Source organism: Anaerotruncus sp. 1XD42-93, from assembly GCF_009917605.1.
Taxonomy (GTDB): Bacteria; Bacillota; Clostridia; order Oscillospirales; family Ruminococcaceae; genus Anaerotruncus.
Genome location: NZ_QZEG01000029.1, coordinates 12,618 through 35,289, shown reverse-complemented (window position 1 = coordinate 35,289; position 22,672 = coordinate 12,618). Strand labels below are relative to the sequence as shown.

The window sequence follows — 22,672 nt, the reverse complement described above, 5'->3', positions numbered from 1 at the left end:
ATGTGTGCTTTTTACCTTGCTTTTTGCACAAGCAAAAAACAAGCCGTCCGCCCGGACGGGACCGGGCATCCCGGTGCCGCTTGCGGCACACTTCTCAAAAAAGGTAAGGTATAGCACCGCTGTACATCTCCCACCATCGTCTGGGGGCATCCGAGGGTGCAAATCAGCCCTGAGCATGAGCGCTTGTCTGGGGGCGCGGGGTTCTTTAAGGGGCGTCGCCCCTTAAATGCACTTTTGGTTCCTTTTCGTGCATCCGAAAAGGGACCCGCCGCGCGGGGGCGGATACCCCGCATCCCGGTGCCGCTTGCGGCACACCTCTCAAAAAAGGTAAGGTGCTGCACCGCTGCACAAAAAGAACCCCAGCGCGGGGGCGGATACCCTGCATCCCGGTGCCGCTTGCGGCACACCTATCAAAAAAAGCAAGGTGCTGCGCAGCTGCACAAATCTACCGGAAACTGCTGTTCTGGGTGCTCAGGTAGCTGATGTAGCTTTCGAGGTTGGAGCGGGAGGCGGCGTCGATGCTGGCGATCGAGCATTTATACCCGCGTTTGGACTGCCCCAGGTCGATCATATGGTTGATGGTGAGCTGGACTTTTTGGAGGCGCGGTTCCTCGAGCGAAAGCAAAAGCGGCTGGGTTTCGTCGAGCAGCTCCTCGGTGGTAAACTTGATCTGCCGCAGCGAAACCGCGTGGACCCGCACGTCCAGAACCTCTTCATGGGGCTGGGGCTTGCGGTGGAACAGGCCGAACTTGCCCTTTGGCGGGCGGGTCAGTTCAGCCTGGAGCTTGGCGGGAAGGTCTACGTCATAGAGGAACACGCTGCGCGCGCCGGGCAGCATCTCTTCGGTGATCGAGACAATCCGGAGCATCTGGGGCGAGGACAGGTAGACCTCCCCGGTATAACTGATCACCTCAACACCGTCCTGGGTGCGTACGATCTTCAGATGTTCCCCGCGGTTGTAAAGCGGGACGAATTCCCCGCGGAATTCCACGCTTTTGTTCTCCTGAGAGACTGTAATGGTGCCGCTTTCGACCAGGCGGTCATCCAGCGTCTTGATGACGCCGGGAAATTTCGGATCACTTTTGCTATAGCTCAAGGCAGGTTCCTCCTTTTTATGACAAAAAGCGGGAGACGCCTCCCGCGATGATGCAGCCCATCCGTTCGGATGGTGTAGTCAGATTTTCAGGCGGCGGGCCAGAAGCGCCAGCGCGCTTTGACAGGGTCCGCAGACCTGGAAGGGCCGCAAAAGGCTCCTTCCGGATACTTCGATTATAATACAAAAATCCGAGTTTGTATAGAGGGCTTCGGCCAAAAAAATACAGAGGAAAGCGAGAGGTTTTTATGAAGGAATATGACGGTCTGCTCCGCCTGCTCGACGAAAAAAAGCAGTTGCTGGAGCGGTTTGAAGAGGTCTCACTCCGGATGCTGACCTGTGAGGATGACGACCTCGAAGAAGGGATGGAGGAGCGCGGCAGGCTGATCGAACGGGTGGATGAGCTGGAAGCACAGGTCAGGGGGTTCTGCGACGGTGCAGGGGAGCCGGTCCTGCTGCGCGCGCTCGATCCCGCAGCCTCGCGCGGGGAGCTGCCGGGCTGGGCCGCACAGTTCTATGACGCGGCACGCGCCTCCGACGCGGTGGGACTGCGTCTGCGGGAGGCAAATATCCAGCTGCACACCCGGCTGGAGGAGGTGCGGGAGCGCACCCTTTCCCTGATCCGGGAGTCCAACCGCGGGCAGGGCGCCCAGGCCGCGAAATATTACGGCTCGATGGGCGCGCGCGGCGGCTATCCCGGCTCGCAGCTGGGGAGGGCCTAGGGGAGCTTTTTTGTGCAGCTGCGCAGCACCTTGCCTTTTTAAATAGGACTGCCGTCTTCCGGCGGCAGAGGATGCGGGGAATCCGCCCCCGCGCGGCGGGTACCTTTTCGGATGCACGAAAAGGTACCAAAAGTGCACGTAAGGGGGTGTCCCCCTTACGTATCCCCCAAAACGCTGCCCGCCTCCAGCAGGGCGGAAAAGACGCGCATGTCAGTGCCCGCCCCAACCTGTTTTTGTTCAGATAGGCCCCACCCACTCGACCTGGGCTGTGCCGCGAAACCCCATTACACAGTGCCCGATCGGGTCGGGCTTCCCAGCTTGCCGGGGAGGGGCATACGGGGAGGGGGCACTGCCCCCTCGCCCGTAAGGCGCATCCTGCCCGAGCGTCGCGCGTAAGCGCGCTTCGGGCTGAAAGCCCGAGAAGCGAAGGGCGTTGTTTTGGTCTGGAACCCAAAACAACATGCGCCCGGTGACCCCTCGCCCGTGAGGCAGCCCGCAGGGTCGTCGCGGCGGATGCCGCGATCTCGGCCTAAGAGCCGCCTGCGGCGGTTGGCCTCGAAACGCTCGCTGCGGCTCGCAGTCCGGGCCAAAGGCCCGAGAAGACCCGAGGAAGGCGCGAGCGCCTATCCGTTTGGGCTGGGGCCAAACGGATGCTGCCATAAGGTGCTGCACCGCTGTACATCTCCCACCATCGTCTGGGGGCATCCGAGGGTGCAAATCAGCCCTGAGCATGAGCGTTTGTCTGGGGGCGCGGGGGATACATAAGGGGGCTTCCCCCTTATGTGTGCTTTTTACCTTGCTTTTTGCACAAGCAAAAAACAAGCCGTCCGCCCGGACGGGACCGGGCATCCTGTGCCGCTTGCGGTACACTTCTCAAAAAAGGTAAGGTACAGCACCGCTGTACATCTCCCAGCATCGTCTGGGGGCATCCGAGGGTGCAAATCAGCCCTGAGCATGAGCGTTTGTCTGGGGGCGCGGGGTTCTTTAAGGGGCATCGCCCCTTAAATGCACTTTTGGTCCCTTTTCGTGCATCCGAAAAGGGATCCGCCGCGCGGGGGCGGATACCCCGCATCCCGGTGCCGCTTGCGGCACACATCTTAAACAGGTAAGGTGCTGCACCGCTGCACACTTTTTAAACAAGTCCCTTTAGTTTGGGGCATTTTGTACGATTATTTTTAATAGAAGCAATTTATGCAGCATCGGAGGTCTGAAATATGAATGTGAATTCTACCAGTAGTTACGTAAATAACCCGAGCAGCAATAAAGGCTTTTCAGGCATGGCGTCCGGGATGGACACCGAGAGCATGGTCGAAGCGCTGCTCTCCGGGACCCAGGCGAAGATTGACAAGCAGAATGCTCTGAAACAGCAGACCATCTGGAAACAGGAGATCTACCGCGATCTGATCACCCAGATCAACAGCTTCCAGAGCAAGTTCTTCAAAAAGAGCTTCAGCGATTTTTCCAGCACCAGCTTGATGAGCCCATCCTTTTTCAATGCGATGAGCATCGCGTCCACCTCTTCTGCGATCCGCGCGTCGGTGGATAGCTCCGCCGCGGTGGGGAGCCATTCGGTCAAGGTTTCGCAGCTCGCGACCGCGTCCAAGGTCACTTCGACCTCGGCTGCGGGCAAGCATGACCTGGAAGGCACTGCAAACATCTCGGAGATGTACAAGACTGCCATGAAGGACGCGCTCGCCGAGGAACGCACCGTCTCGCTTTCGGTGAACGGCAAGTCGGTCGACGTGGATTTCAGCGATCTTGTCAAGGAGAATGCCGCTGACAACAAAGTCGAGTACCCGACCCCCCAGCAGATCGCAGACCGCCTGAACGAGGCGCTTTCCAAGTTTGACGGGATCAGTGCGACCGTCAATACGGACGGCAAAGTGGTCATCACCAGCACCAACACCGATGACAAGGGCAAGTATACCGATGAGATCAAGGTCCTGACCTCCTCCTCGAGCGAGGGCCTCGCGATGACCGGCCTGGTTGCCGGCGCTTCCCTCGGCAAGGACGGCACCATGACCGCTGCGAATGCACCGAAAACAGAGGGCGACGTCACCTTCAATGTGGACATCACCTACGACGGCGCGAAAACCACCGTCAAGATTGATATGGAAAAGGTGATGGAGCAGGCGGACGAAGCCGCACAGCGCCGGGAGATCCAGCGGCAGTTCCAGGAGCAGGTTGACTTCGCGTTCGGCGAGGGCAAGGTCCAGATGTCTATGGACGACACCACCGGCGGGTTCAAGCTGTCTACCCAGTATAAGACCAGCACTGTGATGATCTCGGGCGACAACGCCAACCAGACCACGCTCGGCGTGCTCAACGGCGAAAGCAACCGGATCGGCATCGGCGGCGACCTGGGCATGTACTTCAAGGACGCGTTCGACGCGGATGGCAAGGCCAGCTTCTCGATCAACGGCAAAACGATCGAGGTCAACAAGGACATGACCATTTCGGAGATGATGCGCGCGGTCAATAACAGCGGCGCCGGTGTTACGATGACCTACCAGTCCAACTCGGGCACCTTCTCGCTCACCGCAAACAACAGCGGGGATGGCTTTAAGATCGACATCCAGGACACCACCGGCAGCCTGATGGCATCGGTATTCGGCGCGGATGGCAGCACCACCACCTATACCACCGATATTGACGGGGGGGCTTCGGTGCAGGATCCCGACAGCGGCGCTGTGCGCATCGGCAATTTTGTGGAAGGCAAGGACGCGATCTTCGAGTTTGACGGGGTGGCGATGGCGCGCAACAGCAACACCATCAGCCAGGACGGCCTGACCATGACCTTTACCAACACCACCGACCAGGCGGAGACGCTCACCGTCAACCGCAACACCGACCAGATCGTAGACGGCATCAAGGGCTTCATCGAGGAGTATAACGCGCTGCTCGACAAGATCAACGGGCTGGTCGATGCGGATGCGGAATACCGCGATTATGCCCCGCTGACCGATGCACAGAAAAAAGAGATGACCGAAAAGGAGATCGAGAAGTGGGAAGAGAAGGCCAAGACCGGCCTGCTTCGCCGCGACAACGTGCTCGAGAGCTTCCTGCAATCCATGCGTTCGGTGCTCTACGAGCGGCCTGCGGATTCGGCCTACGCGCTGTATGACCTCGGGATCGACACCGGCGACTATACCCAGAAGGGCAAGCTCTTCATGGATGCGGATGGCGAAGCGAAGCTGCGCGCGGCGCTCGAGAGCAACCCCGACGAGGTCGCCAAGCTGTTCACCAGCGAGGACGGCATCGGTAACAAGATGAACGATATCCTCAACGGCGTGGCAAACACCAGCTCGGGCAGCCCGGGTACACTGGTCCAGATCGCGGGCGTCAAGGGCGGCGCAAGCGAGGCTTCGAGCGACTATAACCAGCGCCTGAGCGAGATCGAGCAGAAGATCAAGAACCTGAAGAATGCATATGAATTGGAGAAGAACCGCTACTGGAGCAAGTTCAACGCAATGGAGAAGCTGGTTTCCCAGATGAGCTCCCAGAGCGCATGGCTTTCCCAGCAGTTCGGCTACTAAAACAGAGTGAGTTTAGAATAACGAGGTGAAGGAAACGAATGCCAGTGAACCCCTACCAGAAATACCAGCAGCAGTCGGTTATGACCATGACGCAGGGGGAGATGCTCACCAAGCTCTATAATGAGATCATCAAGCAGTTCAGCGGCGCGGCAATGTATATGCGCGAGCCGGAACCGAACATCACCGAGATCAATCGGGCGCTGCAAAAGGGCCAGCGCATTCTCAACCATCTGCGGGCGACTCTTGACCATCAGTACAAAATTTCGGCTGAGCTGGATGCCTTTTACGACTATTTCATCCGGCAGGCGGTACAGGCCAACCTCAAAAAAGACCCCAAACTGATCGAGGAGGTCATTCCTCTGGTCACAGAACTGCGGGACGCTTTCATCCAGGCGGACCGCAATGCGAGAAAACACTGATGTTTTTGGCAATCCTCCCGGAATTTTCCGGGGGGATGCTTTTTTGTATTGCTGCGCAACACGTTGCCTGTTTCACAGGAATGCCGCCTTCCGGCGGCAGGGGATGCGGGGAATCCGCCTCCGCGCGGCGGGTCCCTTTTCGGATGCACGAAAAGGAACCAAAAGTGCATTTAAGGGGCAACGCCCCTTAAAGAACCCCGCGCCCCCAGACAAGCGCTCATGCTCAGGGCTGATTTGCACCCTCGGATGCCCCCAGGCGATGGTGGGAGATGTGCAGCGGTGCAGCACCTTACCTTTTTAAGAAGAATGCCGCCTTCCGGCGGCAGGGGATGCGGGGTGTCCGCCCCCGCGCGGCGGGTCCCTTTTCGGATGCACGAAAAGGAACCAAAAGTGCATTTAAGGGGCGACGCCCCTTAAAGAACCCCGCGCCCCCAGACAAACGCTCATGCTCAGGGCTGACTTGCACCCTCGGATGCCCCCAGGCGTTCGCATTTGATGGAACCCTTCCGACCTGATCGGGCAGAGTGTAGAGGGGTTTTGCGGCACAGCCCGGGGCGAGTGGGCGTGGTCTGTCTGGGCAAAAAACAGGTAGAGGCGGGCACTGACATGCGTGTCCCTTCCGCCCAGCCAAAGGCGGGCACCCTTCCGGGGGATACATAAGGGGTACTCCCCTTATGTGTGCTTTTTACCTTGCTTTTTGCACAAGCAAAAAACAAGCCGTCCGCCCGGACGGGACCGGGCATCCTGTGCCGCTCGCGGCACACCTCTTAAAAAGGCAAGGTGCTGCGCAGCTGGACAAAAAAACCTCCCGCCCGGACTTGTGTTTTGCGGCAGGCGGTCGAAAAGTGTAATGTAAGGTATAATCAGATGGCTTGAAGGCAGCTTTTTGGCCGGTTTCGAGCCTGCGGTGGTTTTTGCCGCAAAAGGCCGCTCCAAGCGGTCTTGCTTCGGACCCGATGGCCAAGGGGCTGCCTGGTGCGTCAGCGGGTTTTCCCGCCGCCGGAAAACAAGGGACGGTTTTCCGGTGCTCTGGCCGGATGCAAAAATGCAGGGTGCATGAGGGGCGCATCCCTGCGGAATCTGGATGGTTGTGAGGTAATATAGATATGAGCTGGAAAAAAATAACGGCTTTCTGTTTGGCGTTCGTGATGGCTGCGGGCGTCTCGTCCGGGCTTTCGCTCGAGCTGGATGCGGCCCCGATCAATGTCGCGGGCGGTTCTTCGCGTGCGGCAGGGGATTCCTCCCGCGCTACGACCGAGCAGGCCGCGACGCTGGCCTTTACCAAGGACCCGTGGGACAAAAACCCCACTGACACCGAAACCCGTACCGCGGTCAGCGGTACGATTGTGAATTTTACCGAAACCACCAAGGCGGGATACGCCAAGGATGTCAACGACAACTTCACCTGGGACGCCCAGAACAACGCGCCCAAGCCGAACGAGAACGGCAAGGAGGACCTGGTGATCCGCGACGCGGGCGGCAACAAGCGCAGGCTGACGATTTCCAAGGACTACCCGCCCGACCCCAAGGGGACGGACGTCACCATCATGTTCAACGGAAACTACTATACCCTGCGCGGGACTGGTATCGTCATCCAGAAGCCAAGCGGGCAGCCCGCCATCCCCGAAGAGAACGCGACGATCAACCCCACCCGCGTGCAGGAGTTTGGTGAAATTCACCTAAGGGTCACGCGGGGCGAGCAGCCGGTCGACGGGAAGCCCGGCGGCGTGGCGATGGGGATCGAGATCGCCAGCAAGGAGGGCGTGTTCGGGAATGTAACCGATGTGCGCGCCCTGCGCCAGCCGGACGGTCAGCTCCAGATCGAGCTGGTCGGCGTCGCAACCGAAACCGGGAACCAGTCGTTCTTCTTCAAGCCCTACGGACAGTACCAGGGCTACCGCAACCCCGATGATGAAAACGAGGTTACCGATAAGGACGGGAATAAATGGGGGTCGCTGCCCGGGCACTTTGAAGTGGATGACCAAGGGAACACAACAACAACGCTCCTGCCCGCGCCGACCGACACCAACGATGTCATCCGCAAGGGCACCGAGTTCACCCTCATCCTGCGCAAGCCGGTTTCCAACACCCTCGCGCTCACTATCAAACCGCCGATGACCGCAGTCAACGAGATTGCCGAGCGGGTGGATGCCAGTGTGCGTGAGGACGGCAAAAAGGTCGGCATGACCGACAGCCAGTACATCACCCTCGACCCGCGCAACTCGCTCGAGTTCATCACCGAGGATTTCTGGCTGGTCAAAAAGATCAAGGACTGGAACGCGCAGTTCGACGTCGCATGGACGGTCGGCACCACCAACGACAACGGGCAGAACGTCCAGCTGGAGGACCTGCTGACCGTCGTGACCACCTCCCCGCCGCCGCCCGACGACCCCAACGCACAGAACGAGGTCACCCAACAGGTGATCCTGAACAAAGAAAAACTGCCGGAAAAAAATGTGGAGGGGTTCCTCTCCGCAGTGGTTTCCTATACCACTGCGGATGGAAAGGCGACCTTCCAATCGGATGTAACGATTAAAATCCCGATCATCGTCCGCGGCAAGGGGGTCAAGCCGGAGACGGTCGAGTACCAGACCCACAACCCCGAGGGCGCAACGGTGATCGACACCGCGCTCACCGGCAACAAACGGCTTGAGATGGACGTTTTCCAGGGCGGCATCCCGGGCTACAGGGACCCCAAAAAGCCCTACCAGTATGACCTGAACCTCATGATGGGTTCGGGCAACGGCTGGGCGGAATATGTGCGGATCGACGTGGAGCACACCGCCCAGGAGGAGACCGACGAAGAGGATTTCACCGGGGAAGAAGAGGTGGTGCAGATCCGCGCGGACGACGCGATCCAGCAGGGGACCAGCATCAAGCTGAACAACCCCGGCAAGCAGGAGGCGGACGTTGAGCCGAAAAAGATCGCGCTCGAGCTGGTGGCCGCGCACAAGGGCCGCGCGGTTCTGACCATCAACTACGGGCAGCTCACCGCCACCGGCGAATATGTCGACGACCCGGCGCTGACGCGGATTATCACCCTCGATGTCGACAACACCTCCCCGAGCGATGACGCGCGGCTGAAATCCATCGTCATCGAAAACCAGGAGGGCAAGGTGGTCGGCTACGAGTCGGCGACTACCGATCCCTGGCAGTTCGACAAGGACAACACCGGGCAGTACATCATCGAGGTGCCCTACACCTCGACCGGCCTCCAGTTCATCCCCACCAAAAACCACCCGCTTGCCCAGCAGACGGTCGATATCCTCTGGCAGGCGTACTATCTCGACGCAACCGGCAACCGGGTATTCCTGAACAAGGGCGATTCGGGCGACGGGACCGACCCGTGGTCCAAGGTCAAGAGCGGAAACCGCACCGATTCGATCGGCGAGGGGATCACGCTGCTCTTCTTCCGGCAGGGCCAGCCGCTGCCCGACGGGGTGCCGATCACCGTGACCTTCCGCACCACCGCGCAGAACCCCACCATCCATATGGACTATATCCTCCAGATCATCCGGCGGTCGCCGGGCGTCGACGCGAGCCTCATCAAGGTGGAGGGCTACCGCGACGGCGACCAGGAGGAGAAAACGACCAACCTGTTCACCCCGTTTGACGGTTCCACGCTGGTGCAGAAGGAGATTTATACCGTCCCCTACATGACCGACTGGATCTGGATGAGCGCCACCCCTTCCGACGAGAACGCAAAAGTCGAGTTCGACCCGCCGCTCAAGCAGTATAAGACCCAGCTGTTCGGCCAGAAGGAATGGCTCCAGCTCGCCGACATCCCGCAGCTGGAAAACGGCCTTTACAACCTGAAAATCAAGGTCTGGTCGGAGGCGACCCGGTACGACCCGCTCGCCAACCCCGACCGCGTCTACGAATTGCAGATCCGCCGCGCGGACCCATCCAAACATTCGGGGCTGGGGATGCTCGAGCTTGCGAAACTCGATGGGGAGACGGTCCCGTACACCCCGGCGGTCAACGAGAACACGCTGACCTATGTGGTTAAGGACCTGCCCTATTCGGCCGCAAAGCTCCAGATCAAGGCGGCGCAGTCCCCCGACCCCGAGAACCCGCTCAGCACGATTTATAAGATCCTCTGCGTCTACAACCTGAAAAAGCCGAACGGCGGCGGACGGAAATTTGTGGACATCACCTCGGATTTCTCGATCAAGAAGGCGGTTGACATCGACTTCCTGCGCGAGGACGAACTCCCCGACGTGCTGCACCTGATCGTCGTTTCGGAGGCCGGGTACGGCAAGTCCGACGAGCAGATCTGGGAGGCTGTGCAGAAGAACGACCCCGGCGACAGCGACTGGTTCACCGATTATACCATCGAGGTCAACCGGGCGCGCCCGAGCGAGATTTCCGACCTGCTCAACCTCAAGGTGAAGGGCAAGGACAAGGCGGACCAGGAGCACGACCTGAGCCTGAACTTCCGCGGCGACAACTACGACACCTATTACCTCGACGTGCCCTACTCGACCACCAAGGTCAATTTCACCCCGTTCCTCGGGCAGGAGGGGCAGAAGATCTGGATTAAGAGCAACCAGGGCATCATGGGGATACTGCCGGGCTTGGGCAACCAGATCAAGGACGCGGATACCAAAGGCAGCTCCACCTCCCGCGACTACGAGCTGAACCGGTATGAGGATAACCCCCAGACCGAATTCACGATCACGGTGCGGGCGGAGGATTACGAGGAATACAACCCCGGGCACGAGTCGATCTATAAAGTGGTGGTCCGCCGGGCCGCGCCGAGCAGCGATGCGCGCCTGCGCAACCTGACCGCGACCAACGTCGAGCTTGACGAGCTGCTTTATCCGGCCGGGCTGCGCCCGCCGTTCACCGCTTCGACCTACGACTATGAGGCGACCCTGATCGCGGGCGCGGTGGATACGGTTGTGACCGCAACCGCCAACGACGCCAACGCGACCATCGAGATCGAGGAGATCCTCACCCCGAGCGGCGTCGGCTCCGACCCGATCGCGATTATCTATGTCGAGCAGACGGTCACCATCGTGGTCACTGCCGAGGACGGCGTCACCACCGAGACCTATACGATCACCTTCACCAACCCGAACATGATCGAGAAGACCACCAATGCCGACCTGAAATACCTGGACGTCAACTACAGCTACATGAACCCCGATTTCGAGATCGGCTTCAGCTCCAAGACCGGGTTCGGGCAGATGACGCCCGACTTCCGGCCCGCCACCACCGACTATGAGGTCGTGGTGCCCGAGGACTGCTACCAGGTGGAAATCCAGGCGAAGCCGGCCGACAAATACGCGACCATGGAGATTTTCCAGGGCACCCGCTCGATCGGCGACTACAACGGCAACTATTCGGCTTCGGTGCAGGACGGTGAGAACCAGTTCTCGATCGTGGTGACCTCGAGCGCGGGCGAAACCTACACCAAGACCTATAACATCAGCGTGTTCCGCAACGATGAGGAAAATATGAAGAACCTCACCCCGCTCGACGTCGAGGACATCGACTTTGAGAATTCCGGCGACGTGATCCTCATTGCGATCGACGAATACCCGCGTGTCAACGCGAACGTCTTTGCGGAGCTGAAAAAATACCCCGAAAAGACGATCATCTTCCAGGGCAACGACTACTCGATCGAGTTCAAGGCGTCCGACCTGACCCGCGTGGTACCGCAGCAGGAAATCTTTGATTTCAGAATGTTCTTTACAACCCCGCAGGAAGATGCTATCATGGAGATCATAGACCGGCGCAGCAGCAATGACGACCTGCGCGGCAACCGGATCGTCATGATGTACTTCCCGTACCATGGGATGCTGCCCGGCACCGCGACGCTGCACCTCAACCTCGGCTACCGGTACCACGACGACACCCTCTACTGGCACTACTACAACGAGGACCGGGAGCGGATCGACTATTACGGTTCGATCCTCGCGAATTCGCAGGGAACCTTTGCGGTTTCGATCGACCACTTCTCGACCTACATCGTCACCCGCCCGCACTATATCTACGGCGCGGAGCTGATGTACGGCGTGGAGGGCGAGGATACCCTGCTCAACAATGACTTCAACAAGGTCAACCCGTGGACGGGCGTCCCGGAGGAGAATCCATGAAAAAATTTCTGTGTACCCTGTTGGCCCTGTCGCTGGCGGCGGGACTGGGCGGATGCAGCGCGGTGAAAAAGCTGCTCCCGTCCAACGCCCCGGCGCAGGCCGGCCCGGCTTCGTCCGCGGCCTCTTCCCAGCAGCAGCAACAGCCAAATTCCCCGTCGCTGGGGGTGCGCAAGCGCCCGCAGACCGACGTCGATGTGGCCGAGGCGCTCAATTATGAGCGCTCCCAGAATCCGGATACCGTCGCATGGCTGCGGATCCCGGACACCGACGTCAACGACAGCGTTTTGCAGGGGATGGACAATGTGGAGTACCTGCGCCGGACCGAGCGCAAAAAGGAGGATGTGTACGGCTGCTACTTTGCCGACTACACCAACTCGATCGGCCCGCGCACCCGCCTTTCCCCCAATACGGTGATCTACGGGCACAGCGACCTGAAGGATAACCCCGACGGGCCGCGGTTCTCCCAGCTTTTCAAGTTCACCGACCCGGAGTTTGCCGCGTCCCACCCCTATATCGAGCTGACGGTGCTCGGCGAGACGATGCAGTGGGAGATTTTCGCGGTGTTCTATCCGCATGTGAGCCTCGACTACATCAAAACCAACCTCTCGGGCGACGAGCTGACCGCCCTCGCGCAGGAAGCGGTAAACCAGTCGATCTACGACTATGGGGTGACGGTCCGCCCGGACGACAAAATCCTTACCCTTTCCACCTGTACCATCAAGTACGGGGAAGGGGATACCCAGCACCGGTTTGTGGTGATGGGCAGGCTGCTCCCCAAGGACAGCCCGCTCGCCGAACAGGTGACGATCAAACAGAAGGACGGCGCGCAGGCAGCGGTTTCCGCGCCCGAGCCGCAGACGGAGGGATGAAGATGCTTTACAATTCTCTGGCGTTCAACGCGATGAAGAGCGGCCTGGATGGCCTGGCGATTGAGCAGAAGATGATCCTGCACAACCTCGCCAACTACGAAACCCCGGGCTTCAAGTCCAAGTCGGTGACCTTCGACAAGGTCCTGCACAAGGAGAAAGAGAAAGGCGGCGGGGTCGGCGGGTCCTACCGGTTCCAGGCCACCATCCACACCAATGACGCGGTTGAGCTGCGCCCGGACGGCAACAACGTCGATTCGGATGTCGAAAGCATGAAGCTCTACGAGAACTATGTCCGCACCCAGTACCTTTACACCAAGATCAGCGGCCAGTTCGCCAACATGAACTACGTGCTTGACCAAACTGCGAAATAAAGATGTGCAGCTGCGCGGCACCTTGCTCTTTTCAATAGGAATGCCGCCGGTCGGCGGCATGGGATGCGGGGAGTCCGCCCCCGCGCGGCGGGTCCCTTTTCGGATGCGCGAAAAGGGACGAAAAGCGCATTTAAGGGGCAATGCCCCTTAAAAAACCCCACGCCCCCAGGCAGAGCGCTCATGCTCAAGGCTGACTTGCACCCTATTTCGCCCCCAGACGTTCGCATGCCGTTTCAAAAGTCAGAATCGATCGAGCACCGACGTGAAAGCGTTTTGCTTCTAGTTTTGGTCGAGTGGGCGGGGCCTGTCTGGCCAAAAAAACAGGTCGGGGCAGGCGCTTGCGCCTTCCTCGGGTCTTCTCGGGCCTGCGGCCCGAAGCGCGGCATGCGCCGCGACGACCCTGCGGGCTGCCCCACGGGCTAGGGGTCACCGGGCGCATGTTGTTTTGGAATCCCGACCAAAACAACGCCCATCGCTTCTCGGGCTTTCAGCCCGAAGCGCGCTTGCGCGCGACGCTCGGGCAGGATGCGCCTCACGGGCTAGGGGTCACCGGGCGCATGTTGTTTTGGGTTCCAGACCAAAACAACGCCCTTCGCTTCTCGGGCTTTCAGCCCGAAGCGCGCTTACGCGCGACGCTCGGGCAGGATGCGCCTTACGGGCGAGGGGGCAGTGCCCCCTCCCCGTATGCCCCTCCCCGGCAGGCTGGGAAGTCCTATCCGATCGGGCACCGACGCGAAGGCGTTTTGCTTCCAGCCCGGGTCGAGTGGGCGGGGCCTGTCTGGCCAAAAAAACAGGTCGGGGCAGGCTCTGACATGAGTGTCGTTTCCACTCTGCTTGAGGTGGGCCGGATTCCGGGGGAATTCATAAGGGGGGTGGAACCCCCGCTTATGTGTGCTTTTTATCTTGCTTTTTGCACAAGCAAAAAACAAGCCGTCCGCCCGGACGGGACCGGGCATTCGGTGCCGCGAGCGGCACACCTATCAAAAAAGGTAAGGTGCTGCACCGCTGCACAAAAAGAACCACCACCCGGACGGGACCGGGCATAAAGTGCCGCTTGCGGCACACCTCTTAAAAAAAGTAAGGTGCTGCACCGCTGCACAGAAAGAACCGCCGCGCGGGGGCGGATACCCCGCATCCAGTGCTGCTTGCGGCACACCTATCAAAAAGGTAAGGTGCTGCACCGCTGCACAAACAAGGAGGGATTCTGATATGTCATTTTTGGACTCGATGCATACGGTTGGTTCGGCGCTGACGGCTGAACGGTTCCGGATGGACACGATCCTGCAAAACATGACCAACGCCAAGACCACCCGCACCGCGAACGGTGAGCCATACCGCCGTAAACAGGTGGTCTTCCAGGAGCGGGCGTTCGACTTCCAGTCGGCGCTGGACAACGCGAGCGCGAAGGTGGAGAACGCGGGCGTGCGGGTGACCGAGATCGTCGAGAGCGACCGGGATTTCGTCCCGGTGTTTGACCCGACCCACCCCGACGCCAACGAGGACGGGTACGTTATGTACCCGAACGTCAACATGACCGAGGAGCGGGTCGACCTGATGGCGGCGGCCAACGCGTATGACGCCAACTTCACCGCTTTACAGATCGTCAAAACGCTGGCGCTCAAGGCGCTTGAGATCGGCAAATAATCTTGGAGAGGGTCCGGCGCGCGCCGGCGGCAGGCTACAGAACGAATGAGAAACGGCATTGATACGGAATTTTTTGTGCAGCACATCCAGTGCACCCGGGAACAGAAGATGGAATGTCTGGATACTGTCCGGCTTCTGCTCGATATCGCTTTCACAGCGCGGGAATTCGGGCTGCTCAAGCTGGAGGAGCTGATCCAGGACCACGTCAGGTTTTCGGACAGGTTCCTGCGCAAGGCGGTCAACCTGACCATAGAGATCTCCAAACCCGAAAATATCCGGGAGGTTTTGTACAACTACCTGTTTACCTCCTGCTACGCCTCCAACCAGCAGTTCCTCAACGGGGTTATCATCACCGAAACGATGGTTGCGGTGGGGCAGTCGGAGAGCCTCGACTACATCTTTACCTACCTGATCCCGTCCTACTTCGGGCTGGATTACGAGGGGGACGCAATCCGCATCTATCGCAACTACCGGGCGGGCCTGCGCAAGCTGGATGCCGCCAAGGCCAAAGAGGGAGAACAGGCCTAGGGCCTTCCGGTTCCGGATTCTGCACAGGCCCTTTGGAAAGAGCGCCGCGCGGGGGCCTTCCAGCAAAGAGGCGGGACGGTCCGCCGGAATCATAACATTGACTTTTCCGACTGTCGGGACGGCGCTGGCCACGCTGTTCCGGCAGTTTTTTGCCGGGGCGGGAATTTCTGGGCGTCGCCCCGGGTTCCCGGGATAGCGGCGCCCCTCAGGCCGCTGTACAGGCTGTTTGCCCGGCGCGGGGCGGGTGAAATTTTTTGTTGCAGGTTTGTCTGACATTGTATTGCAAAAAAGCGCGAACTGTGTTACAATAGCTCGAAGAAAGGGTGGTTTTTGCATGGCTCAAACAACGCTGAGTGCTCGGATGGATGAAGAGGTCAAGCGGCAGTTTGACGCGTTTTGTGCGTCGGTAGGCCTGAACGCTTCGGTTGCGGTCAACCTGTTTGTCAAAGCGGTCCTGCGCGAACGGCGCATCCCGTTTGAAATCTCCTCCGACCCATTCGACACAGAAGAGGAATAGCCGCCCTCCAGCGGCGCGGGGACGCCAGACCGGACAAGATGCCCCGGACGGATGCTCCCGGCGCCGGCCCGGACAGAAAAAACAATCGTCAGCGGAGGAGGTCCGCTGCGGTCGCCTTTCGTTGTTTTTTCCAGCCGCGGACGTCCCAAAATTACCGTTGACCGGCGAAAAAAGCCCGATCCCGGCCCCTTTGGGCGCAGTTTTTTTCCAGTCATTTTTCGGGCCTGTCCAGCATAATTTGTAATGTCGGAGACAGGGTCTTACGAAATTGGTTTTATTTCACAGTTCGGAAACAAGATTTGGGTAGCTTTTAGGCAAAAGGGATAAAAATTAAAAAAGGGCATGGCTTTCATATTTACATACCAGTTCTTTTTATGTATAATAGGAAAGAGTAAAAGGCGAAAAAGGTCGTAATACGCGGCTTTCTGCCGGCTAATAACTGGGTTGTTCAATCGCAATATCGTTTTCACGGGATTATTTTTTTACAGTGGGCAGATTTTACATCAGGCAGAAATTGCAGAAGCGGGAACGGTCCCGCAGAAAAAAGGGAGATGGGTGAGAGCATGTTTATTGTACCAATGAACCGTCTGGAGCGGATGAGTGGGATGAGAACCGGCGAGGGGGAAGCGGCCCCCCAGCAGCAGAACCTCTCGGGCGGCTCGTTTGCACAGATGTTCAATGAATCGCTGAAAACACTTGAGCAGGCACAGCAGGTGGCCGACGAGGATGCGCTCGACCTGGCGTTGGGAGCAAATGGGGCCGACCTGCATACCATTATGATAAATGCCGCGGTTTTGGAAAGCGCGGTCAAGACCACGGTCCAGCTGACGAGCAGGGCTGTCACCTCCTATAAGGAAATTATGTCGATGCAGGTCTGATCGTATTCCAAAATGAAAAGAGCGGGCAAGTGGAATGAAAGAAAAATTGAAAGAGTGGATCGAAAAGATCAAGGCTTTTTGGGCGAACCGTTCCAAAAAGCAGAAAATAGGCATCATCTCGGGCGCGGCCGGCATCCTGCTGATCGCGCTGGCTGCCACCGTTATGCTCAACGCCAAGCCGGAGGACAACCGGGTCCTGTTCCCGGGGATGTCCACATCCGAAACCCAGCAGGTTTATGCGCTGCTGCGGGAGCGGGAGGTGGATGCGGAGATCAACCGGAAGGGTGAGCTGGTTGTACCGGCAGCCCAGTGGGAGACGCTGACCTTTGAGCTGGCCGGCGCCGGCTACCAGCCGACCTCCCCGAACTATAACTTCTTCCTCGACAACTCGGGGTTCACCAAGACCGAGCTGGAACAGCAGGCAACCCTCAAGTTCCAGATGGAGGACCGGATGCGGCAGCTGCTGCTCGCCCAGACCGGGGTTGAGTATGCGGACGTCTCCTTCAACATTGCCGAAGAGAGCAACTATATATGGGATCAGCAGAAACAGCAGGAAGGATCGGCGGCAATCACCATCCGGATGCGGGAGGACTTCGAGCTGACCCCGGAACGGGTGCAGGCGGTGAAAAACCTGACTGCCTATGCGGTTCCAAGCATGAAAGCCGATAATGTCGTCGTGATCGACGGGCGTACCGGTTTGGAAGTGCTGGGCACCGAGGACCCGGACACCAACCAGTACAGCACCAAGCAGCTGGAGCTGGAACAGGCGGTCGCCAAAAGCATCGAGGACAATATCCGGCGGCTGCTCACCCCGACCTATGGCCCGGACGGCGTAACCGCGGTGGTCAAGGTGGTGCTCAACTTCGAAACCCTGCGCACCGAGCAGAAACAGTATGTGCCCGAGGACAACGGCAAGGGCGTTATCAACCATTATGAGGACCGGTATTCCCAGGGCGGCACCGTCCCGGCGGAAGGGCTGGTCGGAGAAGAGAACAACACCGATTTCCCCAAATACGGCAACAACACCGCCGGCAACGGGGACAATGCGATCACCAATTTTGAGAGCAGCGTTGACTATTCGATCAGCGAGGTCCTGACCCAGATGGAGCGGGGCGCGCCGGTGCTCGAGCGTGCGACCGCCGCGGTCGTTGTCAAGGACCCGAACTTTACCACCGAGCGGGAGGAGCTGCTGGTTGACCTGGTCTCCAAGGGGACCAACATCAGCGCGGAAAACATCCGTGTCACCAACCTCGACTACACAATCGATACCGTACCGGCCGATGCCAACCCGGTGCCCGGCGCGGCAGACTATACCCTGCTGATTATCATCGGTTCGGGCGTGGCGGTCCTCCTGATCCTGCTGATCGTCTTCCTCGTCCTTCTGATCCGCCGCCGCAAAAAGCGCAAGAAGGATGCCGAAGCACAGGCGCTCATCGACGAAGCCGAGGAGCAGCGCCAGCAGATGGAAAAAGAGATCGCCGAGCACAAGCTTGCCCTGCAGGCTGAGGCGCTTGCAAATGTCAATGTCAAGGAAGACGCAATCGTGGAAGAGGTCCGCGCCTTCGCGGAGCAGAACCCGGAGATCACTGCGAACCTTGTCCGTTCGCTTTTGAAGGAGGAAAAGTGAGATGCCAGAAAAGAAATTGCGCCTGAGCCCGGTTCAGCGCGCGGCTACCGTCATCATCTCACTCGGCGCACAGCGTGCCTCGGACGTTTATAAGTATCTCAGCGAGGACGAGGTCGAGATGCTCTCGCTCGAAATCGCCAAGATGCAGCGCCTCTCGGAAGAGGACGTGCGCGAAACAATGGAGGATTTCTACGGCCTGTGCGTCACCCAGAAGGTCATCAACGAGGGCGGCGTAATCTATGCGCGCGACGTGCTCGAAAAGGCGTTCGGCCCCGAGCAGGCCGCCTCCCTGATGGAGCGGCTCTCGAAATCCCTCAAGACCCAGGCGTTCGAGTTCATCCGCAAGGCGGATTACAAGAGCCTCCAGATGGCGCTTGCCAGCGAGCATCCGCAGACCATCGCGCTGGTGCTCTCGTATGCGCGGTCGGACCAGGCTTCTATGATTATTGCCGAGCTGCCCCGCACGATGCAGATCGACGTCATCAAGCGGATTGCAAACCTCGACCGCACCTCCCCCGAGATCGTCAGCATTGTGGAAAAAACCCTTGAGCGCCGGTTCGATTCGATCATCTCTGCGGACCAGGTCGAGGTCGGCGGCGTACCATATATCGCGGACATCATGAACCGCGTCGACCGCAGCACCGAGAAGTTTGTCTTCGACGAGCTGGGCGAGCAGGACCCGAAGCTCGCCGAGGAGATCAGAAAGCTCATGTTCGTTTTCGAGGATATCGTCAACCTCGACGGCCTGGCGATCCAGCGGTTTATCCGCGAGGTCGACAGCAAGGACCTTGCAGTTGCGCTCAAGGCCGCAAACGAGGACGTCAAAGAGGTTATCTTCCAGAACATGTCCTCGCGTGTGCGTGAGACCATCCAGACAGACATCCAGTATCTGCATAATATCCGTCTGCGCGACGTCGAAGAGGCGCAGCAGAAGATTGTCGGCGTGATCCGCCAGCTCGAGGAAGCGGGCGAAATCGTGATCGCACGCGGCGAAGGGGAGGAGATCATTGCTTAACGTCATCAAACGGGGCGGTCTGGCGGTCTCCGACCAGGTGGTCAAAATCCCCGACCTGCCCAGAAAACGCGTCTCTTCGCCGGTGCACGACGAGGAGGGCGGGGCCAGCTTTGACCCGTCCGACACCGAGCAGATGGTGATTGAATCGGCGATCAAAAGCGCCGAGGCCCGCACCCGCGAGATCGTCAGCCGGGCCGAGGAACAGCGCTCGCAGATCCTCATGCAGGCGGGCACAGAGGCCGAGCAGATCCGCCAGCAGGCCCGCCAGCAGGGGTATTCCGACGGGTACAGCGAGATGTGCGGCCAGATATCCGGCTGCATCGCACAGATCGGCCAGACCCTAGACCAGATGCGGGCGCATCAACAGGAGTTCATCCATCAGTATGAACAGAATCTGCGCCTTTTATCTGTAGATATCGCTGAAAAAATCCTCAACAAGCGGATCGCGGACGATGGCACCGACCTGCTTGAGCTGGTCCGGCAGGCGGTCTCTTCGATTAAGAACGCCGAATGGATCGAAGTAGAGGTTTCCGACAAGCTGCCTGCACTGGTCGAGCGGCTTCAGACCGAGTTCGCAGTGCAGGCGGGCGGCCCGCAGGTTGACGTCGTGGTGCGTGACCTGCCGCCCGGCGGATGCATCGTCCACACGCCCGAGGCGATTGTGGATGCGTCGGTGCCGGTGCAGCTCGCCAACCTGCGCGAGATCTTCGCGGATATCGACTAGGCAAGGGAAGAAGGGGCTTTTTCTCTTGCAAAAAGCCCCTCTTGACGCCCATAGGGCGTCAATTCACCCAAAAATGCGCTTCACAGGATAAAGTGTTTCGCCGCGTGCGCGCGGCGCCCAAAGGCCCTGCCTTTGGAAACCGCAGCCTTTGAAAAGGCTGGCGAAACTTTTGGTTTTTTGGGAGACAAAAGTTTTACTCGATTCTTTCAAATCACCCAAAAATGCGCTTCATAGGATAAAGTGTTTCGCCGCGTGCGCGCGGCGCCCAAAGGCCCTGCCTTTGGAAACCGCAGCCTTTGAAAAGGCTGGCGAAACTTTTGGTTTTTTGGGAGACAAAAGTTTTACTCGATTTTTTTCAAAAAATCGCGGGGTCAAGGGGCGGCGCCCCTTGGGACCGGCTCCAAAGCTCCGGATTTTGCGCGGAAGGGGGTGCGTCCAGATGAGCTACCGGCCGGGATACAACCTGATGAGCTATCGCAGGGCGGTAAAACTCAACGACCTGTACGCTTATCAGGGAAAGATCAGCAAGATTGCCGGCATGACTGTTGAGGCGACCGGGCTGGTCAGCAACATTGGGGATATTTGCAACATCATGGTGGACCCCCATCGCTCGGTTTTGGCGGAGGTGGTTGGCCTGAAGGGCAGCTCGATCCAGCTGATGCCTTACGAAGACGTAGATGGCATCGGCTTTGGAAGCGTTGTAGTGCCTACCGGCGAAAAGCTCACCATCCGGATGGGCGAAGGGCTGATCGGCCGCACTGTTGACGCGATCGGCAACCCGCTTGATGACGGCCCCCCCATCGAGGGGGATGCGCGCTACTCGATCAACGGCACCCACTCCAACCCCATGAACCGCCCGCCCATCAGCCAGACCATGCAGATCGGCGTCAAGGCGATCGACGGCCTGCTCACCATCGGCAAAGGGCAGCGTATGGGCATCTTCGCGGGAAGCGGCGTCGGGAAGTCCACCCTCATGGGCATGATCGCCCGCAACATCAAGGCGGACGTCAACGTCATTGCGCTGGTGGGCGAGCGTGGACGCGAGGTGGTCGAGTTCATCAACCGCGACCTCGGCCCCGAGGGCATCAAGCGCTCGGTGCTGGTCGTCGCGACCTCGGATACCCCCGCCATGATGCGCTCCAAATGCGCGCTCACCGCAACCGCGATTGCCGAGTATTTCCGCGACCAGGGCAAGGACGTCCTGCTGATGATGGATTCCCTCACCCGGTTCTGCATGGCGCAGCGCGAGATCGGCCTGAGCATCGGCGAACCGCCGGTCGCGCGCGGGTACACCCCGTCGATCTACTCGGCGCTGCCCAAGCTGCTCGAGCGGTCGGGCAACTTCGAATGCGGCTCGATCACCGGGATTTATACCGTCCTCGTCGAGGGCGACGACACCAACGAACCGATTTCAGATACCGTACGCGGCATTGTCGACGGGCATATCGTGCTTTCGCGGCAGGTCGCCATGCGCAACCATTATCCCGCCATCGACGTGCTGGCCAGCGTCAGCCGTTTGATGAACGAGATCGCCGCGCCCGAACACAACGCCGTTGCCGGCAAGCTGCGCAACATGCTTTCGGTCTACCAGGAGAACCAGGACCTCATCCTGATCGGCGCCTACAAGAGCGGCAGCAACCCCGCGCTTGACGAGGCCATCCGCCACATCGACGCAATCAACAAGCTGCTCCAGCAGCGGGTGGACGAGAAGGTCGGGTTTGATGAGACGGTCGCGCAGATGCAGGAAATCCTGAATTAACCAGGGAAGGGGGCGTTCCGGATGAAAAAATTCAAGTTTACCCTCGGCAGGATGCTGGACTACAAAGACCAGCTTCTCACCGAAGAAAAAAATAAACTCGCAGTGGTGCGCAAGCGGCAGTCCGACCTCGAACAGCGGATTGACTCGCTCGAAAACGAGTCCTGCCGCATCTCGGAGGAGATGAACCGCGGCCAGAAAAAGGGGATTGCGGTGTTCCAGCTGGTCGCCTTCCAGGCCCAGCGCGACAACATCCGCCAGCAGGTCGGGCAGCTCCGGCAGGACCTCAAGCTCGTCCTGCTCGAGGTCCAGAAGCAGACCTCCGCGGTCGTGCTCGCCACCCAGGAGGTTTCCAAGCTCGAAAAATTGCAGGAAAAACAGCTCGAGGCTTACCGCAAAGGGGTTGCCAAGGCCGAAGAGCTCTTTATCGAGGAGTTCGTCTCCGCAAAAATGATCCGCGAATCCGAGGAATATCTGGAAGGAGCATAGGCCCCTTCCACCCCCCTCTTTGAAAGAGGTGTGCCGCAGGCGGCACCGGGATGCGGGGAGTCTGCCCCCGCGCGGCGGGTCCCTTTTCGGATGTACGAAAAGGAACCAAAAGTGCATTTAAGGGGCGACGCCCCTTAAAGAACCCCGCGCCCCCCGACAAACGCTCATGCTCAGGGCTGACTTGCACCCTCGGATGCCCCCAGACAACGAAACCTGCATAGATTTCAGAAGCAGACGAAGCACCCAGCCCGAAAGGGAGGGGCACACGGGGAGGGGCCGCTGACCCCTAGCCCGCGACTGCGAGCCGCAGCGAGCGTTTCGAGGCCAACCGCCGCAGGCGGCTCTTAGGCCGAGATGCAGCCCGCAGGGTCGTCGCGGCG

16 protein-coding genes are annotated in these 22,672 nt (G+C 59.4%); 15 read left to right on the top strand and 1 reads right to left on the bottom strand.

Translation table 11 applies throughout. From position 1 onward, the window contains the following. Positions 1–445: 445 nt before the first annotated feature. On the bottom strand, positions 446–1,096 hold the full coding sequence (locus tag D5269_RS11085; protein WP_120487332.1) for a hypothetical protein: 651 nt from the start codon (positions 1,094–1,096) through the stop codon (positions 446–448). A gap of 245 nt (positions 1,097–1,341) precedes the next feature. On the opposite strand from D5269_RS11085, the gene D5269_RS11080 reads away from it, so the two are divergent. From D5269_RS11080 to D5269_RS11010, 15 genes are all read left to right on the top strand, one after another. Further along, positions 1,342–1,815 carry a hypothetical protein gene (locus D5269_RS11080; RefSeq protein WP_120487329.1) on the top strand — a complete coding sequence of 158 codons (474 nt, stop codon included), beginning with the start codon at positions 1,342–1,344 and terminating at the stop codon, positions 1,813–1,815. Between the two features lie 1,214 nt (positions 1,816–3,029). Beyond that, on the top strand, positions 3,030–5,351 hold the full coding sequence (fliD, locus tag D5269_RS11075; protein WP_120487218.1) for a flagellar filament capping protein FliD: 2,322 nt from the start codon (positions 3,030–3,032) through the stop codon (positions 5,349–5,351). Between the two features lie 38 nt (positions 5,352–5,389). Further along, on the top strand, positions 5,390–5,770 hold the full coding sequence (gene fliS, locus D5269_RS11070) for a flagellar export chaperone FliS (RefSeq protein WP_016317878.1): 381 nt from the start codon (positions 5,390–5,392) through the stop codon (positions 5,768–5,770). Positions 5,771–6,876: 1,106 nt separating this feature from the next. Continuing rightward, positions 6,877–11,874 (top strand): cadherin-like beta sandwich domain-containing protein, encoded by a 4,998-nt coding sequence (locus tag D5269_RS11065; protein WP_120485862.1) that lies wholly within the window; start codon positions 6,877–6,879, stop codon positions 11,872–11,874. Beyond that, a complete protein-coding gene (locus D5269_RS11060) occupies positions 11,871–12,743 on the top strand; it encodes a class B sortase (protein ID WP_016317876.1) in 873 nt (290 codons plus the stop codon). The genes D5269_RS11065 and D5269_RS11060 overlap by 4 nt, the downstream gene beginning before the upstream one ends. 2 nt (positions 12,744–12,745) lie before the next feature. Continuing rightward, a complete protein-coding gene (flgB, locus tag D5269_RS11055) occupies positions 12,746–13,114 on the top strand; it encodes a flagellar basal body rod protein FlgB (RefSeq protein ID WP_016317875.1) in 369 nt (122 codons plus the stop codon). A gap of 1,209 nt (positions 13,115–14,323) precedes the next feature. Continuing rightward, a complete protein-coding gene (gene flgC / locus D5269_RS11050; RefSeq protein ID WP_120485867.1) occupies positions 14,324–14,758 on the top strand; it encodes a flagellar basal body rod protein FlgC in 435 nt (144 codons plus the stop codon). A gap of 45 nt (positions 14,759–14,803) precedes the next feature. Continuing rightward, positions 14,804–15,286 (top strand): hypothetical protein, encoded by a 483-nt coding sequence (locus D5269_RS11045; RefSeq protein ID WP_016317872.1) that lies wholly within the window; start codon positions 14,804–14,806, stop codon positions 15,284–15,286. A 334-nt stretch (positions 15,287–15,620) separates the two neighbouring features. Beyond that, a complete protein-coding gene (locus tag D5269_RS11040; RefSeq protein ID WP_016317871.1) occupies positions 15,621–15,803 on the top strand; it encodes a type II toxin-antitoxin system RelB/DinJ family antitoxin in 183 nt (60 codons plus the stop codon). A gap of 563 nt (positions 15,804–16,366) precedes the next feature. Beyond that, positions 16,367–16,681, top strand: coding sequence for a flagellar hook-basal body complex protein FliE (fliE, locus tag D5269_RS11035; protein ID WP_016317870.1), 315 nt, complete (start codon positions 16,367–16,369; stop codon positions 16,679–16,681). 34 nt (positions 16,682–16,715) lie between these two features. Further along, the gene (gene fliF, locus D5269_RS11030; protein WP_120485868.1) at positions 16,716–18,308 is read left to right on the top strand and encodes a flagellar basal-body MS-ring/collar protein FliF; all 1,593 of its coding nucleotides are present in this window, start codon (positions 16,716–16,718) and stop codon (positions 18,306–18,308) included. A 1-nt stretch (position 18,309) separates the two neighbouring features. Further along, the gene (gene fliG / locus D5269_RS11025; RefSeq protein ID WP_120485869.1) at positions 18,310–19,323 is read left to right on the top strand and encodes a flagellar motor switch protein FliG; all 1,014 of its coding nucleotides are present in this window, start codon (positions 18,310–18,312) and stop codon (positions 19,321–19,323) included. Beyond that, a complete protein-coding gene (locus D5269_RS11020; protein ID WP_016317867.1) occupies positions 19,316–20,047 on the top strand; it encodes a FliH/SctL family protein in 732 nt (243 codons plus the stop codon). Before fliG ends, D5269_RS11020 begins: the two co-directional genes overlap by 8 nt. A gap of 439 nt (positions 20,048–20,486) precedes the next feature. Beyond that, positions 20,487–21,806: a flagellar protein export ATPase FliI gene (fliI, locus tag D5269_RS11015; RefSeq protein WP_243126840.1), complete on the top strand. Its 1,320-nt coding sequence runs from the start codon at positions 20,487–20,489 to the stop codon at positions 21,804–21,806. Between the two features lie 21 nt (positions 21,807–21,827). Next, a complete protein-coding gene (locus D5269_RS11010; protein ID WP_016317865.1) occupies positions 21,828–22,292 on the top strand; it encodes a flagellar export protein FliJ in 465 nt (154 codons plus the stop codon). Positions 22,293–22,672: the final 380 nt, after the last annotated feature.